The sequence below is a fragment of the Nonomuraea rosea genome (assembly GCF_039539705.1).
Taxonomy (GTDB): Bacteria; Actinomycetota; Actinomycetes; order Streptosporangiales; family Streptosporangiaceae; genus Nonomuraea; species Nonomuraea rosea.
Map to the genome: position 1 here is coordinate 21425 of NZ_BAABDQ010000044.1, position 20384 is coordinate 41808.

A 20384-nucleotide genomic window follows, 5' to 3' on the forward strand; every position below is an offset into this window, starting at 1 on the left:
GTGCGTCACTGACGTGTGCGACGGCTGTCGCGATGGTGGCTCTGCTACCGATCGGCCGCCGCGTTCGTGGTTGGACGAATCAAGACGATGAGCGCCGGCAGCGGGAACAACAGCAGGAACAAGTTGGGCAGCCACCAGGTGAGGGTGAAGTCGCCGCGCAGCGCCCAGAAGGCGACTGCTTGGAGGCCGGCGGTGCTGGTCAGGGTGAGGGACACCGTCATCAGAGGCCGCGGCGAGGACGTGGTGCACAGAGTCGCCAGCCCGGTCAGGCTCGCGGCCAGGTCGAGCAGGACGAACGAGACGTTCCAGTCGGTCAGGATCGGGTTGGTGTAGTCCTGATAGGCCAGTTCGGGCGGGATCAGGCCGGCGAACACCACCGCCCAGTACAGCAGGAGTGCGATGTCGGTGACCAACATGGCGATTTTCGTCGCGCCCAGGATGCGGTTCACGGCTGCCTCGCCTCGCCGCCGAGGGTCGTGTCCTTCACTGTGGTGATGCGGGTCGGCTCGCCGGCAACAGTGCTGCGCCGACGAACGGTGTGGCGAAGACCCGCGAGGGGGATCACGAGACCGGACGGCGTGCTGGGCGGCATCAAAGGCCTTCCTGGATCATTGAGGCCAGCCGCGCGCGAACCTGGCGATGCAGGTCGTCGTGGGGCGGTGCCAGGTCCAGCAACCGCGCCATCCACCATCCGTCGACGGCCAGCCGGACGAGGTAGGCCGTGCTCGGATCGAGGCCGTCGTCGGCGAGCCTGTCCTGCCAGGCCTCATAGCGGCGCCGGAACGCCTCAAGCACGTGCGGGCCGCCGGACAGCGCGGCGAGCAGGGCCACCGCCACCCGGTCGGTGTGCGCCCGTGCTGGGACGTCGGTGTCGGGAATGGTGGCGTCCAGCCAGGCTCGTGTGAAGGCACCAGGCTGCGATCCCGGCGGCGGCAGCGCGGCCTGGAACCGTTCCACCTGCCGGTCGAGCACTCCTTGGAGCAGTGCCTGCTTGGACCTGAAGTGATGGAGCAGGCCGCCCTTGCTGACTTCGGCCTGCGCCGCGACCGCGTCCAGCCGGATCGCGTCCGCCCCTCCGGAGACCAGCATTCGCTCGACAGAGTCCAGAATTCGATCTCGCATCGTCCCTCCCCATGACCAAGTACCGACCGTCTAGACGGTCGGTACTTTAGCGGCGCGGCTTGCCGCTGTCCACGTGAAGCCGATGGTCAGCTTGTGTACGTCTGGCTGTACGTTGGCTCTGCAGCCGGAGCCGTACGCCGACACCGTGCTGACCCATGAAGACCTGGCCGCGTGGGTCGGCGCCGAACGTGTCCGCAGCGCCGATCCATGAAGTTGATCTCTAAACAAGGTCACTTCTGCCAGGGGCTTCGCGGCGTTCCAGGGCCTTCGCTCAATCCAGCGGGCCGTCCGGACGATCACACACCGCGGCTGATCGTTGCCGGAGAAGGCTCAGCGTCAGGTTGCCGGCGCGTCCTCGATGATCCACTGGATCCCGTACGGGATGAGAAAGTCGAGGAAGGCGGTCGGGTGGTAGGCCTGGGCGGGTGCGAGAACCCCCGGCTTGGCAGGGTCGGCGATGAGACGGCGGGCGCTTTCGACGGCGATCACCGCGGTTGTGCCGTAGGTGTCGGGGCCCTGGACGATGCCGCGGGCGCGGCGGCCATCGGTACTGGTGGCGTCGAGCACGTAGGTGAAGTGCTGGGTGCGGCGGCTGTCCTCATCGGGTCCTTCCGGCAGGCTTTCGATGATCTCCGGTGTGAGCGGGGTGTTCAGCCGGTCGCCCAACGCCGCCTCGGTCAGGCCCTCGACATGCCGGACGCGGATGTGACGGGGAATGGTCACCACCTCCGACACGGGGAAGGCCATCACCGGGGTCGCCTCCGACTGTCCCGGCAGCCGGATCGCGGTGTGGCGGGCGGGCATGCCGGGGCGCCAGTCGCCGTCGTCGTAGGACAGGCCTCCCGCCTTGATGGCGTCGATCGTTTCGACCAGCGAGCGCAGTGAGCCGCGCGACATGCCGCCGCCGCCGACGACCACGTGGGTGGTGATGATCTCTTCGACCGGTTCAAGGCGGCCGGCCAGGATGTGGGCCAGGAGGTCTACCGGGACGCAGCCGTCGTTGGCGGCGGGTACGACGGTGACCCCGGCGTTCTCCGCCTCCGTGGTGAAGGTGTCGAAGATCTTCTTGACGTAGAGCTGCTCGCCTGAGGTGTCGACGTAGTGACAGCCGGCGGCGATCGCGGCGCGGACCACGGCCTCACCTGAGGAGGTGAAGGGTCCGGCGCAGTTGATGACGCCGTCGCAGCCGCGGAACGCGCTCACCAGCGCCTCATGGTCGCCGGTGTCGGCCACGCGCCGTTCCGCGTCGGGAAGGCCGACCGCCGAGGCGGCCTCCTCCAGGCGCGCGCGATCACGTCCGGCCAGGACCGTCTCGATGTCGCGTCGTGCCAGCTCGGTGAGCACGAGCTTTCCCTGGTATCCACTCGCGCCATAAACGGCGATCTTCATGTCGTCTCCTCACGATGGGGCTGCGCGGTTGCTCAGCCCATCAGCACAGTAAGGCGCTGGCACAAGACGATTGAATGCGTGATGCGCTCTGGAGTTTGCGTCATCGTCTTTGTCGAGGTCGTCGTTGGTTATGCTGGTTGCGTGGATGTTCTGTCTGATGTGGTGAGTGCGGCGCGTACCGGTCGACCCCACTCGGGCCGGGTGACCAGGTTCGCTCCCTTCGCCGAGCGCTCTCCGGCGATGCCGTCCGCCGGGTTCCACATCGTTCTCCAGGGAACGTGCTGGCTGCTCCCGTCGCAGGGTGAGCCGATCGCGCTCGGGCCGGGCGACGTGGCGTTCCTGCCGCGCGGCTCCGCGCACGGTCTGGCCGACGAGCCGTCCACCCTGGCGAGCGAGCCGCCCGCAACGCTCACCGGAGTCGATGACGGCCGCAACGACGAGACGCCGGCCGACCGGCCGCCGACGGTGGTCATGCTCTGCGGCGCCTACCTCCTGGACGGATCCGGGCCGCATCCGCTCCTGAACGACCTGCCCGAGGTCATCCACCTACCGACGCGGGTAGGGCGCCACAGGGAACTCCGCGCCGCGGTCGAACTCCTCGGCGTGGAGCTGGACAGCGACGAACCCCGCCCAGGCTCCGACACCATCCTGCTCACCCTGCTGGATCTTCTCCTGCTCTACATCCTGCGCGCGTGGTTCGAAGAACAGCGCGTCTCCGGCCACTCCGCCACCGGCTGGGCCGCGGCCCTGCACGACCCCGCCGTCGCCGCCGCCCTCCGCGCCATCCACGCAGACCCCAGCCGGCAATGGACCGTCGAGCAGTTGGGCGCGCAGGCACGTCTGTCCCGCGCCGCCTTCGCCCGGCGGTTCACCCATCTGGTCGGCCAGCCACCGCTCACCTACCTGACATGGTGGCGGATGACCACCGCCGCACGGCTCCTGCGCGCCTCCGACGCCCCCGTCAACACGATCGCCCAGCAGGTCGGCTACAGCTCGCAGTACACCTTCACCCATGCCTTCAAACGCCAGTACGGGTCACCGCCCGGCAGTTACCGGCACCGCACCGGGGGTATCACGACACCCGCGTAGGGATCTTCGGGGAGGTTGCCACTTCAGGAGTGATGCCCCCGCTGAAGATCGGTCACATGCGGAAAACGGGGTTGACCGACGTGTCCGCCAAACCTCGAAGATCCTTAGCCTGACCTTCTGTAATGTCGAAGGGCCTGGCGAGCACTGGACTTGAGGCGCGGGCGCGGCGTGGCTAGGAAGGCGGCCGCTGCGAGGGTGACCTGTTGCCGCGCAACGCGGTGATCTTCGGTGTCACGTTCATGCCGGTCGCCAAGCGTGAACAGCGCCCGGGCGCGATGCGCCGCCGAGGCGCAGGTAGGTGTGGTCGACGCGCCCGAGCCGGCCCGTACAACGACGGCTACCCCGACCTGATCGGCCGCACCGGCGACATACTGGCCACATACCAGAGCTCGCTACGCTGACGGGCCCGTACTTGATCATGCCCGAAGGAACTCTCGTGATCCGTCTCGCGCTCGTGGCCGTCTTCGCCGTGCTGCTGTCGATGATCCCCGGCGTGTCTCACGCCAGGGTTCCGGGCGCGCTGGGCACGGCGGGCAACCTCATGCGTGAAGAGCAGCCGCGCGCCGACGGGATCAGGCACGTGGATACCAAGTCGATCATCGCGGGACTGAAAGCGCTCAACGCGAACACCTACGTCTATCCGATGGCCGGTGACGACGTGCACTGGACCGACCTGCGGGATGAGTTCCTGCCCGCGGCGGCCGCCGCCGGGATCGACGTCTGGGTGCTGGTGTACTCGCCGAGCCAGGCAGGCTGCTGCGTGTCCCGGCCGTTCAAGCATGACTACGTTGCCTGGTCCCGCGAGATCGCCACCCTCGCCAAGAGCCACCCGAACCTGGTCGGCTGGACGGTGGACGACTACGCCTACGACCTCATGACGTTCACCCCCGCCTACGTCGGACAGATGCGGTCGGCGGCCAAGGCGATCAGTCCCGCGCTCAAGTTCGTCCCGACCGTCTACTACGGCCAGTTCACCGACGCGTTCATCGCCGGGCAGATCCCGCTGGTGGACGGCGTGGTCTTCCCCTTCCGTGACGAGCCGTACCGGGACGTCTCCTGGCCGTGGAGCCTGTCGTACCAGGTGCAGCAGCTCGCCAAGCGGCTGCCCGGCACCGAGGTCTACCTGATGCCATACGCCTACCCGCTGAGCCACGCCGCCCAGAAGCCGACGGTGTCCTACGTCGAGGCGGTCACCAAGAAGGCGGTCGAGCACATTCGTAGCGGTGAACTCGCCGGGGTCCTGCAGTACAAGCTCCCGTTCGTCTCCCGCGACCAGGCATGGACGCGCCCCTCGGCCGACAACCTGGCCCGCACGGGCGACGGACGGCTGAGCTTCGTCGTCCAGAAGCAGACAGCCACCAAGGCGGGCATGTCGTGTGGCGCGACGCGGAACACCGTCCTGACCTCAGGGGCGGCCAAGCGGGTGGTGAGCTTCTGGCACCGTGACGCCCGCGGGCCGGAGCATCCGGCTGGGTACCACATCAAGCAGCTCCTGCTCAACGGCAAGGTGGTCTGGGAGCGGGACGTCGCCGCCGATGCAGCGGGCACCTGGGTGAAGGCGACGGTCGACCTCACGGCCAAGCTGAGCGGGACGACGAGCGCGACGCTGCAATGGCGCCTGTACGAGCGCAAGGGCGTGAGCGACTACTTCATCGACGTCAGCGTGGACGACATCGCACTCATCGGCCTGGCGATGAACGACCCCGGCGTGGAGAACGCCGCCGTCTGGACGCCCACCCTGGCCCGCCAGGGCGGTGCGGTCTACTGCTCCGCCCAGGTCTACCACGAGAACTACGGCGCCGACCTCGGTGCACGCATCGCCAAGCTATATGCCGCCGGGTGAGCCCTGAACTCGAGTTCCTGGTCCTTTGGGACAGCGCGCGTACCCGATGCCGACGCTGGTCGGCGACTGCTGTGGCGGGTCGCAGATCATAGCTCCGTCCCCTGTCCTCGGAGACGATCGGAAGGTGAAGGGCGGCGCCCATACCTGAACGGCCGGGGTATCCCGGCCGTTCAGGTTGTCACCGGTATCAGGGTGACCGTGGAGGGCGCCGGTCAGTTCGCCATGCCGGCGAACATGCCGGGCTCGTAGGAACCCCCGGGCTTGCGTACGATCACGTTGAGCCGGTTGTTCGCGTTGATCATGGCAACCAGGGAGACCAGCGCGACGGTCTGATCGTCGTCGTAGTGCTTGCGCACCTCGGCCCAGGTCTCATCCGACACGCCGTGATGGCCGTCGGCGAGCCGGGTGCCCTCCTCGGCGAGCGCCAACGCGGCCCGCTCGGCCTCGGAGAACACCGTCGATTCGCGCCAGGCGGCGACCAGGTGGATGCGGGTCGCGCTCTCACCGGCGACCGCGGCGTCCTTGGTGTGGTAGTCGACGCAGAAGCCGCAGCCGTTGATCTGACTGGCGCGCAGCATCACCAGGTCCTGGGTGGTTTTGGGCAGCGGCGACTTCTCGATCAGCACGGCGACGTTGTAGATACGCTTGGCGATCTTGGCGCCGAGCTCGTTGGTCAACAGGTCGAAACGTTCCATGACGGGGTCCTTACTCGCGAATTGTGTGACGTTCGGGATGGTCATGCGGATCGCTACCGGGCGGGCTGGTAGGCGCCGCCCCGCTGCCGGTTCATGACGGCGAAGCGATTGGTGGCGTTGATCAGGGCGATGAACGCCACCAGCGCCGCGAGCTGGTCGTCGTCGTAGTGCCCGGCGGCGTTCGCCCAGGCCTCATCGGTGACCCCACCGGCACCGTCGGCGATGCGGGTGCCCTGCTCGGTCAGCTCCAGGGCGGCGCGCTCGGCGTCGGTGAACACCGTCGACTCGCGCCAGACGGCGACCAGGTTCAGCCGCGCGACGGTCTCACCGGCGTGCGCGGCGTTCTGACCGTGGACGTCGGTGGCATAGCCGTCGCCGTTGATCTGGCTCGCGCGCAGCATCACCAGATTCTGAGTCGTGGCCGGCACCGCCGACTCCTGGATGAGCACCGGGGCCGCCGCCCCGTAGTGCCCCAGGGCCTTGGCGACGACCGGGCTGGCGAAGAGGTTCAGGCGGGTTTCCATTGATGTGCTCCTTGCTGCTGTCACTGGCTTGCCCATGAGATGCCGCAGGCCCGGATCCTGTGACACACGCATACGTGACATGCGCCACAGCGCCCGAGCCCTGGTGGAGCCAGCGATCATCGAGGAGATGCCGGCCCGCCTTCTCCGTCCTGGTCTCCGTACACCTTCACCGGGCCCACCAGGCATTGACGTGGGTCGGCCCCCGATGGATCCTTGCGATGCCTCCTCCACCTTCCTGGCCGTCCTCGCGTGCGGAGCCAACCGATGAGCAACCCCAAACAGACCTCACTACGCCGGAAAGACGTCGGCAGGCCAAAGAGTGACGACGCGAAGGTGGCCGTCCTCGAGGAGCAACATTTCATCGTCAACGAGGCGGTAACCGGCGACACGGGAACAATCATCAAAAGCAGACGGATGGAGGCCTTCGAACCCCACCTCCCCGTCGCCGCGAAGACGGCTGATGTGATCAGGCTGATCGAGACCAAATCCCAGGAAGAGGTCGAGGCCTTCATCCTGCAGCCTGCCGTCACTCAGAAGCTGGCCGAGGAGGTGGTGCTGCACTTCGCCGCCGAGGATCACCTGGGCGACTGGCCGACGGTGCTGCGGGCGTGGGCCGACTGCTCGAAAGAGAGGAGAAAAGCGGCCCTCCGCATACTTCCCAACGAGGTCAAAACGGTCTTCAAAGACCTGGTCGAGGAGTATGTGAAACAGAATCCGGAAGATTCGGATCCGGACCACGACGATCTCGCCATCACCTACGAGGTGGCCATCGCGTACTACCGGCTCATGGTGCACGGCGACCTGGACGAGGCCGCGAACGCGACCGGCAAGTCGCTCGTTCTCGGACCGCCGAACGTCTACGCGACCCTCCAGGGTGCCATGGCCAAGGTGCCGATGCCCGAAAAGCCCGGCGACCTGTACGTCCACCACTTGGACCCGGTGCTCGACGAGTCGGATGACGCTCCCCGCGCGGACCTCCCCGAGGTGGTGACGCTGACGGCCAAGAACAAGCTGTGGCTGCAGGGCGGCCCGAGCGCCGACGACGTGTGCCAGGGAGAGCTCGGCGACTGCTATTTCCTGGCCCCGCTCGGCGCCATCGCCCACCACGACCCCGCCAACATCAAGCGGATGGTCAAGAAGAGCGACGACAGGTACGTGGTCACCTTCACCCGGACGATCCGGCACCAGAACAGGGCCTACCGCATTCCGCAGCAGGTCGAGCTGCCATCGGCGATCTTCGCGCACAACGACCAGGGCGTCCTGCTGGGCGCACGCGTCCGCGTGCAGCGCGGAGACCCCGTCCGCCGGCGACTCAAGACGATGGGCGGCATGAACGACCAGACCGGGCAGTACGAGGACGGCATCGAATACCTGCAGACGACCTACGAGCTGAAGACCGCCCTCTGGGCGCCGATCGTCGAGCGCGCCTACGCTGCCCTGGCCGGCACGTACGGCCTGCTGGCCGACCAGCCCCCCGTCAGCGACACCGCGAACAACGGCTATGCCGAGATCGGCCAGGGCAGCAGCTCCGGTTACGCGGTCCTCGGCTGCCTGTACGGCAACCGCTTCCGGTACAGCCGATCGATCGAGGTGACCGACCCGGCCGCCGCCGACAAGCCCGGCGCGGAACTGTTCAACCTGCTGCTCATGATCAACGACCAGGCCAAGGGCACATCCCCGTGCCTGGCGATTCCCACCGCGAGCGTCAGCTGGCGCAACGTCAGCAAGGAACTGATCAGCCTCTGCACGCAGCAGTTGCACTCTCACGACGGGCTCCGCGACGCCGCGGATCTCGACCCGCATCTCGGCGTCCTCGTCAAGAAGCTGGCGGAGACCGCGGACGGGGAAGATGACGCGCTGAAGGCTCTGGACTCCGACAACGAGTACAGAATGGCGTGCACTGAGATCATGAACGCGGTGATGTCGCGCCGGTTGGAGGCCCCGTGGGCCGAGCGGGTCGTCAAGCTCCTCTCTGCGCTGGCACTACCGGGGAGTATGCGGGCGGATCGGCCGTACCTCTACGCCCGGCACGCCTACGCGATCGCCGACGTCGACCTCCAGCTCTTCGGGAGGTGGCCCGTCCCCGACTACGAGACCAACCCCGTGCTCGGCACCCCATTCGGCAACCTCGCGGAAATGGCCGCCGCCCTCCCCACGCTCGACACGCACGCCTCGACCATCAGCCTCGTCAACCCCCATCACAAGAACGCCCCCAACCTGAACGGAAGGCTCACCCCCGAGACGGACACCGGGACGTTCCGCCTGTCCCTCGCGGAGTTCCTGGACTTCTTCCACAGCGTCGATTACGGCGTCGTCGACCGCTAGGACACTTGACGCGAAATCAGAAGGGCGTCCCGATACGTGTCAGAACGCCGACCCGAACAGGACCTACCAAGCAGGCGCAGATGCGAATAGTTGAGCAGCAATTCGGGGACGGGTGAGGGCGGTCCCCGAGACGCAGGAGGTCGCCGGGCCGGGAAGGCGGTGGCGGGCCAAGCGTCCAGGTCGGCCGGCAGCACGGCAGCTCGGGCGCGGAGGCAGTTGCTGAGGTACGACCGGTTCTATCGGTTGCGGCACCCTGCTCCCGGCCGGGCAGTCGGTAAATGTCGGCGTTCGGCGGCAGGTAGCCGTTACCGTGCCTCCATGGTGAATGCGCACGAGCGATTTGTGCCCTCCGGGCCGTTGCGGATTTGGACTGAGCGGGTCGGAGATCCTGGGCTTCCCGCTGTTTTGATGATCGCGGGGTCGGCTGCTCAGGGTGTCAGCTGCCCTGACGCGCTGGTCGGCCGGCTTGTCGAGCGTGGGGTTCAGGTGATCCGGTTCGATCATCGGGACACCGGCCGGTCCAGCGTGGTCGACTTCGATGCTCATCCGTACACGATCGGGGACATGGCTCGCGACTGCCTGGCTGTGCTGGACGATTATGGACTGGGTTCCGCCCATGTGGCGGGGACTTCCATGGGCGGCATGATCGCGCAGTGGCTGGGTGTGCACGCGCCGGACCGGGTCCGGTCTTTGACGGTGATGTCCAGCTCGCCGATGGGTCATGATCCGAGTCTGGTGTGGGCACGGGCGCGGGCCGGGGAGCCGGCCGACCCGGATGATCTGCCGCCGCCGTCGCCGGCGTTTCTCGCGCATCTGGCCGCCGGGCTGCCGCCGGATGTGGAGTCCGACGTGGCCTTGTTCCGGGTCTTCAACGGGCCGGTTCGGCCGTTCGACGAGCCGGCCGCCCGGGCGATGCTGGAGCTGGCGCTGTCGCGGGCCACCGACCCGGCGGCCGCGGCCAACCATCACCGGGCCGCGTGGATGGACGCCCCTGACCTGCTCGCCCCGCTGTCGTCGATCACCGCGCCGACCTCGGTCGTGCACGGCGACCAGGATCCGGTCTATCCGCTCGGTCACGGCGAGGCCCTGGCCGCCGCGATTCCGGGCGCGGTGCTGCACGTCGTGCCCGGGATGGGCCATGTCATGACGTCACCCGGCCTGCCCGAGGAGGTCGCCGACCTGATCCGGCTGTGACCCGCCTTGCCGGGGCGGGACCGCGCCACTGAGTCCTCCGGCCTGCGAACCCGGCAACCGGTGAAACCGGCCGAGGGCGCCGTGAAACCGGCGTCGCCGAGAGTGAGGCCATGAGCATCACAAAACTCGGACGTACCGGGGGCGGCCCGGCCTCCGACGAAGGAACCGATCTGGCCGTACGTGCGGAAGGGCTGGTGAAGACGTTCGGCGAGCACCGTGCCGTCGACGGGATCGACCTGGCCGTACACCCCGGAGAGATCTTCGGCGTCCTCGGCCCGAACGGCGCCGGCAAGACCACCATGCTGCGGATGCTGGCCACCCTGTTGAAGATCGACGCGGGCCGTGCCGAGATCTTCGGGGTCGACGTCGCCGGCAACCCGCACATGATCCGCCAACTGGTCGGCGTCACCGGACAGTACGCGTCGGTCGACGAGAACCTGACCGCCCGCGAGAACCTCTGGCTCTTCAGCCGCCTGCAGGGCATCGCCGCGCCGCGCGCCCGGCGTGTCGCCGTCGAGTTGCTGGGCCAGTTCGGCCTGGAGGAGGCCGCCGACAGGCCGATCGCGCAGTTCTCCGGTGGCATGCGCCGGCGCCTCGACCTGGCGGCCAGCCTGATCACCAGGCCACCGCTGATCTTCCTCGACGAGCCGACCACCGGTCTCGATCCGCGCACGCGCGGCCAGATGTGGGACACCATCCGCGGCCTGGTCGCCGATGGCTGCACGGTGCTGCTGACCACGCAGTATCTGGACGAGGCCGATCAGCTCGCCGATCGCGTCGCCGTCATCGACCACGGCCGCAAGGTCGCCGAGGGCAGCCCCGACGAGTTGAAGACGGCGGTCGGCAACTCCGCCCTTCAGCTGCTGCTCGCCGAGCCGGGCGAGGTGGCCACCGCCGTGGAGGTCGTGCGGCGCGTCCTCGGCTCCGACCCGGTGTTCATCCCGGAGCAGGGCCGTCTCAACGTCGCACTCGACCAGGCCGACCTGGCTGCGGACGTACTGATCGCACTGCGCACCGCCGGGGTGTCGATCTCCTCGGTGAACGTGGCCAAGCCCAGCCTGGACGAGGTGTTCCTCGCCCTCACCGGCCACGGGACGAACGGGGACGACGAGACCGGCACGGAGGAGAACCGATGAGCACCATGACCACACCCGCCCGCGAGGCGGTCCGGGCCGCCGATCGCGTGGCGGCCGCCCGGCGGCGCGTCTCCATGGGGGAGACGCTCGGCCAGACCCTGACGATGGCGTGGCGGGCGCTCATGAAGATGCGCCGCAATCCGGAGCAGTTCTTCGACGTGGCGCTGCAGCCCATCTTGTTCACCGCGATGTTCGCCTTCCTCTTCGGCGGCGCCATCACAGGTGACGTGGAGAGCTACCTCCCCCTGATGATCCCCGGCATCCTCGCCCAGACCGTGCTGACGACGTGCATGGCCACGGGCACGCAGCTCCGTGAGGACATGGAGAAGGGCGTTTTCGACCGGTTCAAGTCGTTGCCGATCGCCCGGATCGCCCCGCTCGCCGGTCCGATGGTGGCCGACCTGCTGCGCTACACGATCGCGGCCACTCTGACCTTCGGCATGGGCCTGGTGATGGGCTATCGCCCGGGCGGCGGAGCGGGCGGCGTGCTCGCCGCGATCCTGCTGGCGATCATCACAGGCTGGTCGCTGGCCTGGGTTTTCACCTGGGTCGGCACGATCGTCCGGAGCGTCCAGGCCGTCCAGGGCATCTCCATGATGATCTTGTTCCCGCTGACGTTCCTGTCGAACGCGTTCGTCCCCGTCGAGACCCTGCCCGGCTGGCTAGCCGCGTTCGTACGGATCAACCCGGTCTCGCACCTGGTCACGGCCGCCCGCGACCTCGCCAACAGCGCCCTCGTCAGCGGAGAGGTGGCATGGACGCTCCTGGCGTGCCTGATCGTCATCGCGATCTTCGCGCCGTTGTCGGTCCGCAGCTACAAGCGGCACATGTGACCTCAGCCCGTTACGGCCGGAGATCTGCTCGACGAGACGGCGTGCCTCGTCGAGCAGGTCGGAGCCGCGTCGATCGGCGTACTCGGCCCGCACGGCTGCGAGCAGTCCGGGCGCGGCCCGCTCCGCGTACGGTTCGATCCGCTCGAAGGTCATGGAGGGCATGCTGTCGTTGTACGCGAACCGCTCGGCCAGCACCAGCAACCCGATCGAGTCGCGGGGGGCCATGGCTCCCCGCAGCAGCCCCCAGGCGCCCAGCCCGAAGAGCATCGAGCCGCACACCGGGTAGTCGAAGATGGGGTTCTTCGCGGTCAGCAGGTCGTAGCCGCGGAGGGTGGCGAACAGCTCCTCGCCGTAGCGGACGTCTTCCTCAAGCGCGTGGTACGCGTACGCCGTCAGAGTGACCGACATCGCGATGATCGTCCACGGCGCGAGCTCCGTGCGCGGCACCCCGGGCAGGCGCAGGTCGTGCGCCCGCTGAACGGCCAAGCGGTATTCCGCCAGCGCGGCGGCCGGCTCGCCGCGGGCGAGGGCGAGCTCGGCCGAGCACAACGAGACGATCGTCACCCCGCCGAGCACTGCCTCGTTGTCGTTGATCCGGGTGATCTCGGCGAGCTCGGCCTCCGCGGTGCCGAGGTCGCCGTCGGCGAGTGCGGAGCCCAGCAGCAGCGCGCGGAGCTGGGTCTCATCGTCTGTGGCACCGAGCCTGCTCAGCACCGGGATGGCGATCCGCGCGTGCCCGACCGCCCGCCGGCGATCGCCGAGCTGCATGACCAGGTGGGCCAGCACAGCGTTCATGATCGCGATCGACCAGGGTCCCTCGTCCTCGGGGAGCATCGTGAGGGTTCGCTCGGCGGCCTCGGCCGCCTCGGTCACGTCTCCCGCGTTCTCCAGGACCTGGACGTACATCTGCATCGCCGCCAAGGCCACGTCACGGTCGGCGTTCCGGCACAGCTCCGCCAGCCGGCGGCGCACTTCGGCGCCATCGGCCACGTCGCACGCGATCAGCACCGTGGACATCGCCGCCACGCGGGGATCCGTCGTGTCACTGGTCGGCAGCGTACGGAGGAGATCGCGCAGCGGATCGTCGTGGCGGTCGGCGACGATCATGATGTTCATCAGCGTGATCAGCATGGCCGCCCTGGTCACCCCGACGAGGTACGGCGGCGGCACCCAGCCGGTGATCACCTGGGTGATCGCGTCCCGGTGAACGAACACCCGGAAGTGGTCGCCACGGATCGACCACAACGCGCCGACGCCGGCCAGCAACTGGACCGTCGTGACGGGATCGGACTCGCCGAGAGCCTGCCGGAGCAGCTCGGCGAGGTTACTCTCCTCGGCGTGCAACGCGTCGGCCGCCGCGAACTGCGCCGGGCTGAACAGCGCGGAGGCGTGTTCGAGGCCGTACGCCGTCGCCCACGCCCGCTGCGCCGCCCGGGCGGGCGCCTCCTCGCCGGCCTCCTTCAGCCGCATCCGCCCGAACTCCCTGACGGTCTCCAGCATCCGGTAGCGCAGGCCGTACGTCGTCTCGCGGACGTTCAGCATCGACTGCTCGGCCAGCGCGTCCATGACGTGCAGGGTGTCCGGGCCGAGAATGTGCTCAGCCGTGGCCAGCGTGAAACCGTCGCCGAACAGCGACAACCACCGCAACGCGTGCCGTTCCGGCTCCTCCAGCAGATTCCACGACCAGTCGATGACCGCGAGCAGCGTCTTGTGCCGGCCGGGAGCCGTACGGTTCCCTCCGCGCAGCAGGGCGAACCGGTCCGCCAGACGCCGCGCGATCTCCTCCACCGACATCACCCGCACCTTGGCCGCGGCCAGCTCGATCGCGAGCGGCAGCCCGTCAAGGCGGGCGACGACCTCCTCGACCACTCCCTCGTCGATCCGCACACCCGGGCGGGCAGCCGTGGCGCGCTGGCGGAACAACTCCACCGCGTCGCCCGTGAGCAGCTCGCCGAGCAGGTAGACGCGTTCGGCGGGGATCGACAAGGGCGCGCGCGAGGTGATGAGCACCCGCAGGTCGCGGGTCGTCACGGTCAGGAAAGCCACCAGGTCGGCGACGGCCTCGATCACGTGCTCGCAGTTGTCCAGGATCAGCAGCGCCGGAGCCTGGTCGAGATGCTGGGCGATCCGGGTGCGTACGTCGGAGCGCTGCTCGGCGGTCAGGGCACGACGCCCGCTGACCGAGTCCCGGACCCCGAGCGCCGAGCCCACCTCGCCCACCACGCCCTCCGGCGAGGAGACGCCGACGAGCTCGACGAAGTGAGCGATGGGCTGCGTGGCGTTCCTGCCGACGACATGGGCCAGCCGCGTCTTGCCCAGTCCGCCGGGACCGACGATGGAGACCGCCCGGTTGGTCTGCAGCAGGGCGTGCACCGCACGGATGTCGCCGTCGCGGCCGAGCAGCGAGGAGCCGTCGAACAGGATGCCCGCACGCACCGGCCGATCGGCGACGAGGAGCTCGGCGTACACGCGGGCGAGCTCAGGCCCTGGTCCGGTGCCGAGCCGCGCGACCAGGCCCGCGCGATACCGCTCATAACGCTCCAGAGCGGCGGCGGCACCTCGTACGGCGGCCTCGCTGCGCAGCAGGCAGGCGAGCAGCTCCTCGTCGTGCGGCCGCTCGGCCGCGGCCTCCTCCAGCAGCGGCAGCGCGCCCTCGTGAGCGCCGCTGCGGCTCCGCGCGATCGCCGCGACCCGCCGCGCCTCAGCCACCCACCCTGCCGCGACGCCTCTCAGCTCGGCAAGCGGGCCCGCGGCGCCGTCCACGCCGCTGGCCGCGATACCCATGGCGTCTTCGGCACGGTGACGCGCGAGCACCATGTCGCCCTCGCCCAGCGCGGCCCGTGCCTGCTCCACCAGCGCGCTGAGCAGCAGCGCGTCCACCTGACCGGCGGGCAGCCCGAGCCGGTAACCACGCGGGATGCGCACGACGACGTCGGCGCAGGTCACCGCCCGGGTCCGCGAGACGACCACCTGCAGAGCCTTAGCCGGGTTGGCCGGCTCCTCGTCGGGCCACAACTCCTCGACCAGGCGCTCGACACTGACCCCTGCGTGGCCGTGCATGGTGAGTACGGCCAGCAGGGTCTGCGCGCGATCGCCGACCACGCGCACACCCCGCCAGCGGACGTCGTCGAGCAGGACGAGTGCGGGAGACACACCCTCAGCTTACGGACGACTCACAGGTAAGGAGCATGATCGAGAGGCCGCTGCAGGTGAGGACGTCGATGGCCGGGTCCGTCTTCACCACCGGCAGTGGCCGGCCGCAGCTTCGCGCGGAAGAGCTACGCCGACGTGACGGCCAGGGTGCGTCGCCTGCTGGTGCCGATGCTGCCGGCCGGTGTCGGCGCCGGACCGCACGTGACGGCGCTGTGGATGCTGGCGGGTATGAGTGGCGGGTACGCGGGGTGGTAGTTCCCACCAGGACTGCGTGGCTCACCGTCGCCGCTCTGGCCGGCCTGCTCTTGGGGGCCTTCCGGCGACGCTGGTACGTCACCAGCGTCTGGCTGGCGATCTTCGGCGCCGTCGCGTTCGCCTCGGCCACCGCCGGCGACCCTCCACCCGATACCGGCTCCATGCCGGGCATCGAGGCGCAGAACGCCTATGACCTGATGGCGGTCGGTGAGCGCCGCCGGCCGGATGGGCCCGAGGTTCGTCAGGCCCAGGGGTCGAGGGGGATGCCTGGGGGCTTGGCCTGCGCGAGCGACCCCTTCATGGACTCGGTGCCGATCTTGATGGTGGCGTGGCCGTGGTAGATGAACTTGTTCCGGAAGGCGATGCTGCCAGCCCACCAGCCGGGGGAAGACCCAGCCGCCGCTGACGTTCTCGATGCGGTCGTCGGAGGCGTTGGCGGGGCGGAACACGTGCGAGCCACCGCCCTGCTTGTTGTAGACCGCCTTCACGTGCGAGCCCTCGAAGCGCAGGTCCCTGGGGAAGAGCCCTCTCCAGTCACCGTGCACGAGACGAGCTGGATGGCGTTGTCGTGCACCCACACGATGATGTGCTCCCAGTCGTGCCGGTGGCCGCAGCCGGGCTCGCTGCTGCAGCCGTCCACGGTCTGGTCCTTCTCGAAGTAGCTGGCGTACATGATCGCGCACCAGCCGTCGTTGCACTTCGCCCGCGCGTAGGTGTTCGCCTGATCCAGCTGTGCCCGGTCGTGGCAATGGCCGTTCACGGCACCGCCGAGATGCAGGCCGGAATTGACCTGACCGGACATGGTGATGGCGGCCGTGGCGTAGCAGCCGTCATTGTCGTAGTCATAGGCGGGAGAGTACGTCTGTTCCAGGCCATCGGCGTTCTGCGGCATCTTGGGGACGACGTCGCCCCAGGCGACGCCGGACATGCTCAGGACGAGCGCGAGAGCGCCGAGCACGGCGCGCAGGCGCTTCCCGCGTCCGGGAGGTTCCAGGACTGAACCGAGGTCCGGTCAGGGTCATGATGATGCGCTCCTGTCTGATTCGGTGCGGTTGCACCGATGGGTGCCGCGGGCGGGCATGGCGGGGCCACCGCTTGCCTGCGGGACTCGCCGCCGCTGACCGCGGTGTCGATGCGGCCTGGAGGTCGTGGACGGGCTGGGCTCCGTCACGGGGACCGCGCTGCAGATCGCTAGCTTCGGGCGGTGCGCACAGGGTGCCGAAAGGGTGACTGCGGCGTGCTGCGGGCGCCGGGCCCGTTCACTGTGCGGCGGGTCGCCGGGCCGGTTCGCCTTGCGCCGATTCCGGCGTCCGGTGGCGGCTGGAACGGGATGGCACGCCCATGGGGTGTAGGCCCATCACTCGAACCATGGGGAAATCCATGAAGAAGTCGTTCTCCGCGCGAGCGGGCGGTGCCGTCCTGGCCGCCGTCGCGCTGCTGGCCCTCACCTCTCCCGCCCAGGCCGCAGGACCGGTCCTGCCGCCGTCCGGCGCCGTGGTCTATGTGACGAACGCCCGCTCCGGCGACGTCTCCTCCTTCGCGATCGGCCTGGGGGCCGTTCTCTCGCCCATCGGCAAGCCCGTGAAGACCGGGGGCGAGTTCCCCCGGGGCATCGCGCTCGCCTCGAACGGCGCCACCGCGTACGTCGTCAACAGCGACTCCGACGAGCTCTCGGTGTTCCGCGTGGGGGCGCGGGGTGCGCTCCAGCCGGATCCGCTGATCGTCAAGACCGGCGACGAGCCGTGGGGGGCGACCATGTCCCCGAACGGGCGGACCCTGTACGTGACCAACACCGGCGACGGAACGATCTCGGCGTACGACATCGGCCTTGACGGGACGCCGGCCCATCGCCGCGACGTCCGTACCACGTCGACCTTCCCCAAGCAGACGGTGCTTTCCCCCGACGGGCGCTTCCTCTACCTCTCGTACGCCGACGTGGACGAGACCGGCGACAGCCCGCCGCGGGTGATCACCAGGTTCGCCGTGGCCCCCGACGGCTCGCTCGGACCCGCGCAGGACGTGGCGAAGGTCGCGCAGGCCAACTTCGGGATCGCGATGAGCCCGAACGGCGCCTTCGTGTACGTGCCCTCCTCCGTCGGGCAGAACGTGTGGGGCTTCCGGCGTGGCGCGGACGGCTCGCTGACCCCCGTGCCCGGCTCGCCGTTCGCCGCGCCCACCGGCCCGGTCGGTCTCAAGGTCACGCCCGACGGTCAGCACCTGTACGTCGCGAGCAACGACACCGACGTCGACGCACCCGGCGGTCTGCTCGGCTTCACGATCCTGCCGAACGGCGCGCTCAGGCCGACCGCCGACTCGCCCGTCCCCACCCCGGAGGCCGAGGTCGCGGCGGTCGCGATCTCGCCGGACGGACGGGACGTCTTCGCCGCCGTCCGGGACACGAGCCAGGTGGCCGCGTGGCAGATCGGGTCGGGCGGCCTGCTGAAGGAGGCCACGGGATCGCCGTTCGCCACGGGCGGGGAGTTCCCGCTGACCCAGTCCATCATCGTCCGTCCCGCGCCTGTCACCCAGCGGTAATCAGCCCGGTGATCGACGCGCGCACGCCATCGGCGACCGCGCAAGCGGTGCCGCCGATGGCGTGCGCGCGTCTGCAGGCGCGGCAGGAAACGGTGCGGTGTGGAACGCCCATCCTCATGAGGCTCGACACGAGCCGACGGGGGTTTCGACGACCAGGACGGAGATCAGAGGGAACGACCGCCGCCGATGAGCGCGGACGGCGGGCTGGGCCGCAAGCCCCGCGCGCCGTCACCGCCGCCCCTCCGTTTGCCTCCGCCCGCCGAGCTCAGGGGATGAGGCCTGCCGTTGGACGGCCCCATGCGCCTCCCTATGCTCACGGTCGCTGTCCTGGCGGGCGGGGGGTCTGCCGGCTCAGGCGGGGAAGGCGTAGTTCGCGATCCACAACCCGGGGATCACCTCGACCTCGCCGGTCGGCCCGAACCCGAGGCGTTCGTAGAGCGTGCGCGCGGGCACGTTGTCGCGCCCGGTCGACACCACGACCCGCCGCTCGCCGGCCCTGGCCAGCACCTCCTTGACCAGGGCCCGCCCGATCCCGCGCCGTGCCGACTCGGGGCGTACGACCAGTCGGTTGACGTCCACCTCGTCGTCTGTCTCCTCCCAGGCCACGGCTCCGGCCAGCCGCCCGTCCGCGTCCATGGCGCCGAGCCACTGGAGCGGCTGGGCACGGAGGTCGGCCAGGCTCTCATGCAGGGGTGGGATGCGATCATCCTGAATGATCTCCGCCTCGACGGCGTAGGCGGCCTTCTGCAGAGCGAGCAACTCAGCCCCGAGAGGATCGTTAACGGGCGATATTTCGGAAATCAGCACCGGAGGATTATCTCCCGGCCACCCGTCAGGCCTGGCCCGGGATCGACCCCCTCTGCCATCCGTCCCCACTCACGGCTGGCAGGCCAGACGCGAAAATGTGTTGCCGCAGATCCCCGCAAAACGTATTGTTTTGCGCTCGTGATCACAGTGGTGGAGAGGATCCTGCCTGCCCGGCTGGGGACAGGGTTCCGATGGTTGCTGGCGTCGAGCTGGCTGACGAATCTCGGTGACGGGGTCGCGGCCGCCGCGGGCCCGCTGCTGATCGCGACGTTGACCAGCGATCCGCTGATGATTTCGCTGTCGGCCCTGGCGAGCTGGGCGCCGCCGCTGCTGTTCGGCCTGTACGCGGGCGTGCTGTCGGATCGGCACGACCGGCGCAGGATCGTGCTCATCGCGAACGCGGTGCGGGCTCTGGTGCTGGTGGCGCTCGTCGCGCTCATGGTGACCGGCACGGTGACCGTGATGACGGCGCTGGTGGCGCTCACGCTCCGGTCCATCGCCGAGGTGTTCGCCGACAACGCGACGGCCACGCTGACGCCCATGATGGTCGGCAAGGACGATCTCGTCATCGCCAACGCCCGGCTGGGCACGGGATTCATCACGCTCAATCAGCTCGCCGGGCCGCCGATCGGCGCCGCGCTGTTCGGGCTGGGCTTCACCTGGCCGTTCGCGGGCCAGCTGCTCCTGGTGGCGGCGGGGATCGTCCTGGTCTCCCGGATCACGTTGCCGTCGCACGGCCGGCAGGGCACCGATCCCAAGCCCGACACCGTACGGGAGCTCATCGCCGGGTTCAGCTGGACCATCCGGCATGCGGCGGTCCGCACGCTGGCGCTCACGATCCTGATCTTCAACTTCACCTTCGGCGCGGCCTGGTCGGTTCTCGTCCTCTACACCCAGGAGCAGCTCGGCCTCGGCGCCATCGGTTTCGGCCTGATGACCACCATCGGCGGGATCGGCGGCCTGATCGGCACTGGCCTGTACGGGGCCATCACCCGCAGGGTGAGCCTCGGCGCCCTGATGCGGATCGGGCTCATCATCGAGACGTTCACCCACCTGGGCCTGGCCCTGACCCATTCGCCGTGGGTCGCCGGGGGCATCTTCCTGGTCTTCGGCGCGCACGCGTTCATCTGGGGCACGACCTCGGTCACCGTCCGCCAGCGCGCGGTCCCGCGCGAGCTGCAGGGACGGGTGGGCAGCGTCAACACCATCTGCGTCTACGCCGGTCTGGTGGTCGGCTCGCTGATCGGCGGTGTTCTGGCCACCCGCTTCGGCGTCGCGGCGCCGTTCTGGTTCGCCTTCGCCGGTTCCGCGGTGTTCGTGGTGCTGTTGTGGCGGCAGCTCGCGCACATCGCCCACGACGACTGAGTGCGAAGGACCCGTCTAGTGGCCCGTCCCGGAACGTTGACCGGGTAATTGATCTCGGCTGGTGAACCCGTAGGGCTGGCTGCCTCTGCAAACCCGGGAGGTAGTTGTGGCTCGTCCAC

At 69.1% G+C, this 20384-nt stretch carries 18 protein-coding genes and 1 pseudogene; 11 read left to right on the top strand and 8 right to left on the bottom strand.

Annotated features, from left to right (window positions below; all coding sequences use genetic code 11):
- Positions 1–44: 44 nt before the first annotated feature.
- The 3 genes from ABEA43_RS55245 to ABEA43_RS55255 all read right to left on the bottom strand — a co-directional run bounded on the left by ABEA43_RS55245 (position 45) and on the right by ABEA43_RS55255 (position 2511).
- Positions 45–449, bottom strand: a complete 405-nt coding sequence (locus tag ABEA43_RS55245) for a DUF5360 family protein (RefSeq protein ID WP_345575190.1) — start codon at positions 447–449, stop codon at positions 45–47.
- A 142-nt stretch (positions 450–591) separates the two neighbouring features.
- Positions 592–1122, bottom strand: coding sequence for a TetR/AcrR family transcriptional regulator (locus ABEA43_RS55250; protein ID WP_345575192.1), 531 nt, complete (start codon positions 1120–1122; stop codon positions 592–594).
- Positions 1123–1458: 336 nt separating this feature from the next.
- Positions 1459–2511, bottom strand: a complete 1053-nt coding sequence (locus tag ABEA43_RS55255) for a saccharopine dehydrogenase family protein (protein WP_345575194.1) — start codon at positions 2509–2511, stop codon at positions 1459–1461.
- A 141-nt stretch (positions 2512–2652) separates the two neighbouring features.
- Here ABEA43_RS55255 and ABEA43_RS55260 point away from each other — a divergent pair, with 141 nt between their 5' ends.
- The 3 genes from ABEA43_RS55260 to ABEA43_RS55270 all read left to right on the top strand — a co-directional run bounded on the left by ABEA43_RS55260 (position 2653) and on the right by ABEA43_RS55270 (position 5443).
- Positions 2653–3600, top strand: a complete 948-nt coding sequence (locus ABEA43_RS55260) for an AraC family transcriptional regulator (protein WP_345575197.1) — start codon at positions 2653–2655, stop codon at positions 3598–3600.
- 203 nt (positions 3601–3803) lie between these two features.
- Positions 3804–4001, top strand: coding sequence for a hypothetical protein (locus ABEA43_RS55265; protein ID WP_345575198.1), 198 nt, complete (start codon positions 3804–3806; stop codon positions 3999–4001).
- A gap of 35 nt (positions 4002–4036) precedes the next feature.
- Positions 4037–5443 (top strand): hypothetical protein, encoded by a 1407-nt coding sequence (locus ABEA43_RS55270; protein ID WP_345575200.1) that lies wholly within the window; start codon positions 4037–4039, stop codon positions 5441–5443.
- A 212-nt stretch (positions 5444–5655) separates the two neighbouring features.
- Here ABEA43_RS55270 and ABEA43_RS55275 read toward each other — a convergent pair whose 3' ends face one another.
- Together ABEA43_RS55275 and ABEA43_RS55280 are read right to left on the bottom strand one after the other, a co-directional pair.
- Positions 5656–6138 carry a carboxymuconolactone decarboxylase family protein gene (locus ABEA43_RS55275; protein ID WP_345575202.1) on the bottom strand — a complete coding sequence of 161 codons (483 nt, stop codon included), beginning with the start codon at positions 6136–6138 and terminating at the stop codon, positions 5656–5658.
- A 53-nt stretch (positions 6139–6191) separates the two neighbouring features.
- Positions 6192–6662 carry a carboxymuconolactone decarboxylase family protein gene (locus ABEA43_RS55280; RefSeq protein ID WP_345575205.1) on the bottom strand — a complete coding sequence of 157 codons (471 nt, stop codon included), beginning with the start codon at positions 6660–6662 and terminating at the stop codon, positions 6192–6194.
- A gap of 414 nt (positions 6663–7076) precedes the next feature.
- Here ABEA43_RS55280 and ABEA43_RS55285 point away from each other — a divergent pair, with 414 nt between their 5' ends.
- From ABEA43_RS55285 to ABEA43_RS55300, 4 genes are all read left to right on the top strand, one after another.
- Positions 7077–8987: a C2 family cysteine protease gene (locus ABEA43_RS55285; protein ID WP_345575207.1), complete on the top strand. Its 1911-nt coding sequence runs from the start codon at positions 7077–7079 to the stop codon at positions 8985–8987.
- Positions 8988–9305: 318 nt separating this feature from the next.
- On the top strand, positions 9306–10181 hold the full coding sequence (locus ABEA43_RS55290) for an alpha/beta fold hydrolase (protein ID WP_345575209.1): 876 nt from the start codon (positions 9306–9308) through the stop codon (positions 10179–10181).
- A gap of 110 nt (positions 10182–10291) precedes the next feature.
- A complete protein-coding gene (locus ABEA43_RS55295) occupies positions 10292–11317 on the top strand; it encodes an ATP-binding cassette domain-containing protein (RefSeq protein WP_345575211.1) in 1026 nt (341 codons plus the stop codon).
- Positions 11314–12150, top strand: coding sequence for an ABC transporter permease (locus tag ABEA43_RS55300; protein ID WP_345575213.1), 837 nt, complete (start codon positions 11314–11316; stop codon positions 12148–12150). The genes ABEA43_RS55295 and ABEA43_RS55300 overlap by 4 nt, the downstream gene beginning before the upstream one ends.
- A 2016-nt stretch (positions 12151–14166) precedes the next feature.
- On the opposite strand, the pseudogene ABEA43_RS55305 reads toward ABEA43_RS55300, so the two are convergent.
- Positions 14167–15210 (bottom strand): annotated as a pseudogene (locus ABEA43_RS55305) (AfsR/SARP family transcriptional regulator); the annotation flags it as partial.
- 189 nt (positions 15211–15399) lie between these two features.
- Here ABEA43_RS55305 and ABEA43_RS55310 point away from each other — a divergent pair.
- Together ABEA43_RS55310 and ABEA43_RS55315 are read left to right on the top strand one after the other, a co-directional pair.
- The gene (locus tag ABEA43_RS55310; RefSeq protein WP_345575214.1) at positions 15400–15558 is read left to right on the top strand and encodes a hypothetical protein; all 159 of its coding nucleotides are present in this window, start codon (positions 15400–15402) and stop codon (positions 15556–15558) included.
- Positions 15552–15899, top strand: a complete 348-nt coding sequence (locus ABEA43_RS55315) for a hypothetical protein (RefSeq protein ID WP_345575217.1) — start codon at positions 15552–15554, stop codon at positions 15897–15899. Before ABEA43_RS55310 ends, ABEA43_RS55315 begins: the two co-directional genes overlap by 7 nt.
- Positions 15900–16042: 143 nt before the next feature.
- Here ABEA43_RS55315 and ABEA43_RS55320 read toward each other — a convergent pair whose 3' ends face one another.
- Positions 16043–16516, bottom strand: a complete 474-nt coding sequence (locus tag ABEA43_RS55320; protein ID WP_345575219.1) for an NPP1 family protein — start codon at positions 16514–16516, stop codon at positions 16043–16045.
- A 422-nt stretch (positions 16517–16938) separates the two neighbouring features.
- On the opposite strand from ABEA43_RS55320, the gene ABEA43_RS55325 reads away from it, so the two are divergent.
- Positions 16939–18093 (top strand): lactonase family protein, encoded by a 1155-nt coding sequence (locus ABEA43_RS55325; RefSeq protein WP_345575221.1) that lies wholly within the window; start codon positions 16939–16941, stop codon positions 18091–18093.
- Positions 18094–18444: 351 nt separating this feature from the next.
- Here the strand turns inward: ABEA43_RS55325 and ABEA43_RS55330 are convergent, their stop codons facing one another.
- A complete protein-coding gene (locus ABEA43_RS55330) occupies positions 18445–18852 on the bottom strand; it encodes a GNAT family N-acetyltransferase (RefSeq protein WP_345575223.1) in 408 nt (135 codons plus the stop codon).
- Between the two features lie 186 nt (positions 18853–19038).
- Here ABEA43_RS55330 and ABEA43_RS55335 point away from each other — a divergent pair, with 186 nt between their 5' ends.
- On the top strand, positions 19039–20265 hold the full coding sequence (locus ABEA43_RS55335) for an MFS transporter (RefSeq protein ID WP_345575225.1): 1227 nt from the start codon (positions 19039–19041) through the stop codon (positions 20263–20265).
- Positions 20266–20384 lie beyond the last annotated feature (119 nt).

Coding starts and splice junctions, on each gene's coding strand:
- ABEA43_RS55250 (WP_345575192.1), bottom strand. CDS start 1,122: ATGCGAGATCGAATTCTGGACTCTGTCGAGCGAATGCTGGTCTCCGGA.
- ABEA43_RS55255 (WP_345575194.1), bottom strand. CDS start 2,511: ATGAAGATCGCCGTTTATGGCGCGAGTGGATACCAGGGAAAGCTCGTG.
- ABEA43_RS55275 (WP_345575202.1), bottom strand. CDS start 6,138: ATGGAACGTTTCGACCTGTTGACCAACGAGCTCGGCGCCAAGATCGCC.
- ABEA43_RS55280 (WP_345575205.1), bottom strand. CDS start 6,662: ATGGAAACCCGCCTGAACCTCTTCGCCAGCCCGGTCGTCGCCAAGGCC.
- ABEA43_RS55285 (WP_345575207.1), top strand. CDS start 7,077: ATGGAGGCCTTCGAACCCCACCTCCCCGTCGCCGCGAAGACGGCTGAT.
- ABEA43_RS55290 (WP_345575209.1), top strand. CDS start 9,306: ATGGTGAATGCGCACGAGCGATTTGTGCCCTCCGGGCCGTTGCGGATT.
- ABEA43_RS55295 (WP_345575211.1), top strand. CDS start 10,292: ATGAGCATCACAAAACTCGGACGTACCGGGGGCGGCCCGGCCTCCGAC.
- ABEA43_RS55300 (WP_345575213.1), top strand. CDS start 11,314: ATGAGCACCATGACCACACCCGCCCGCGAGGCGGTCCGGGCCGCCGAT.
- ABEA43_RS55325 (WP_345575221.1), top strand. CDS start 16,939: ATGAAGAAGTCGTTCTCCGCGCGAGCGGGCGGTGCCGTCCTGGCCGCC.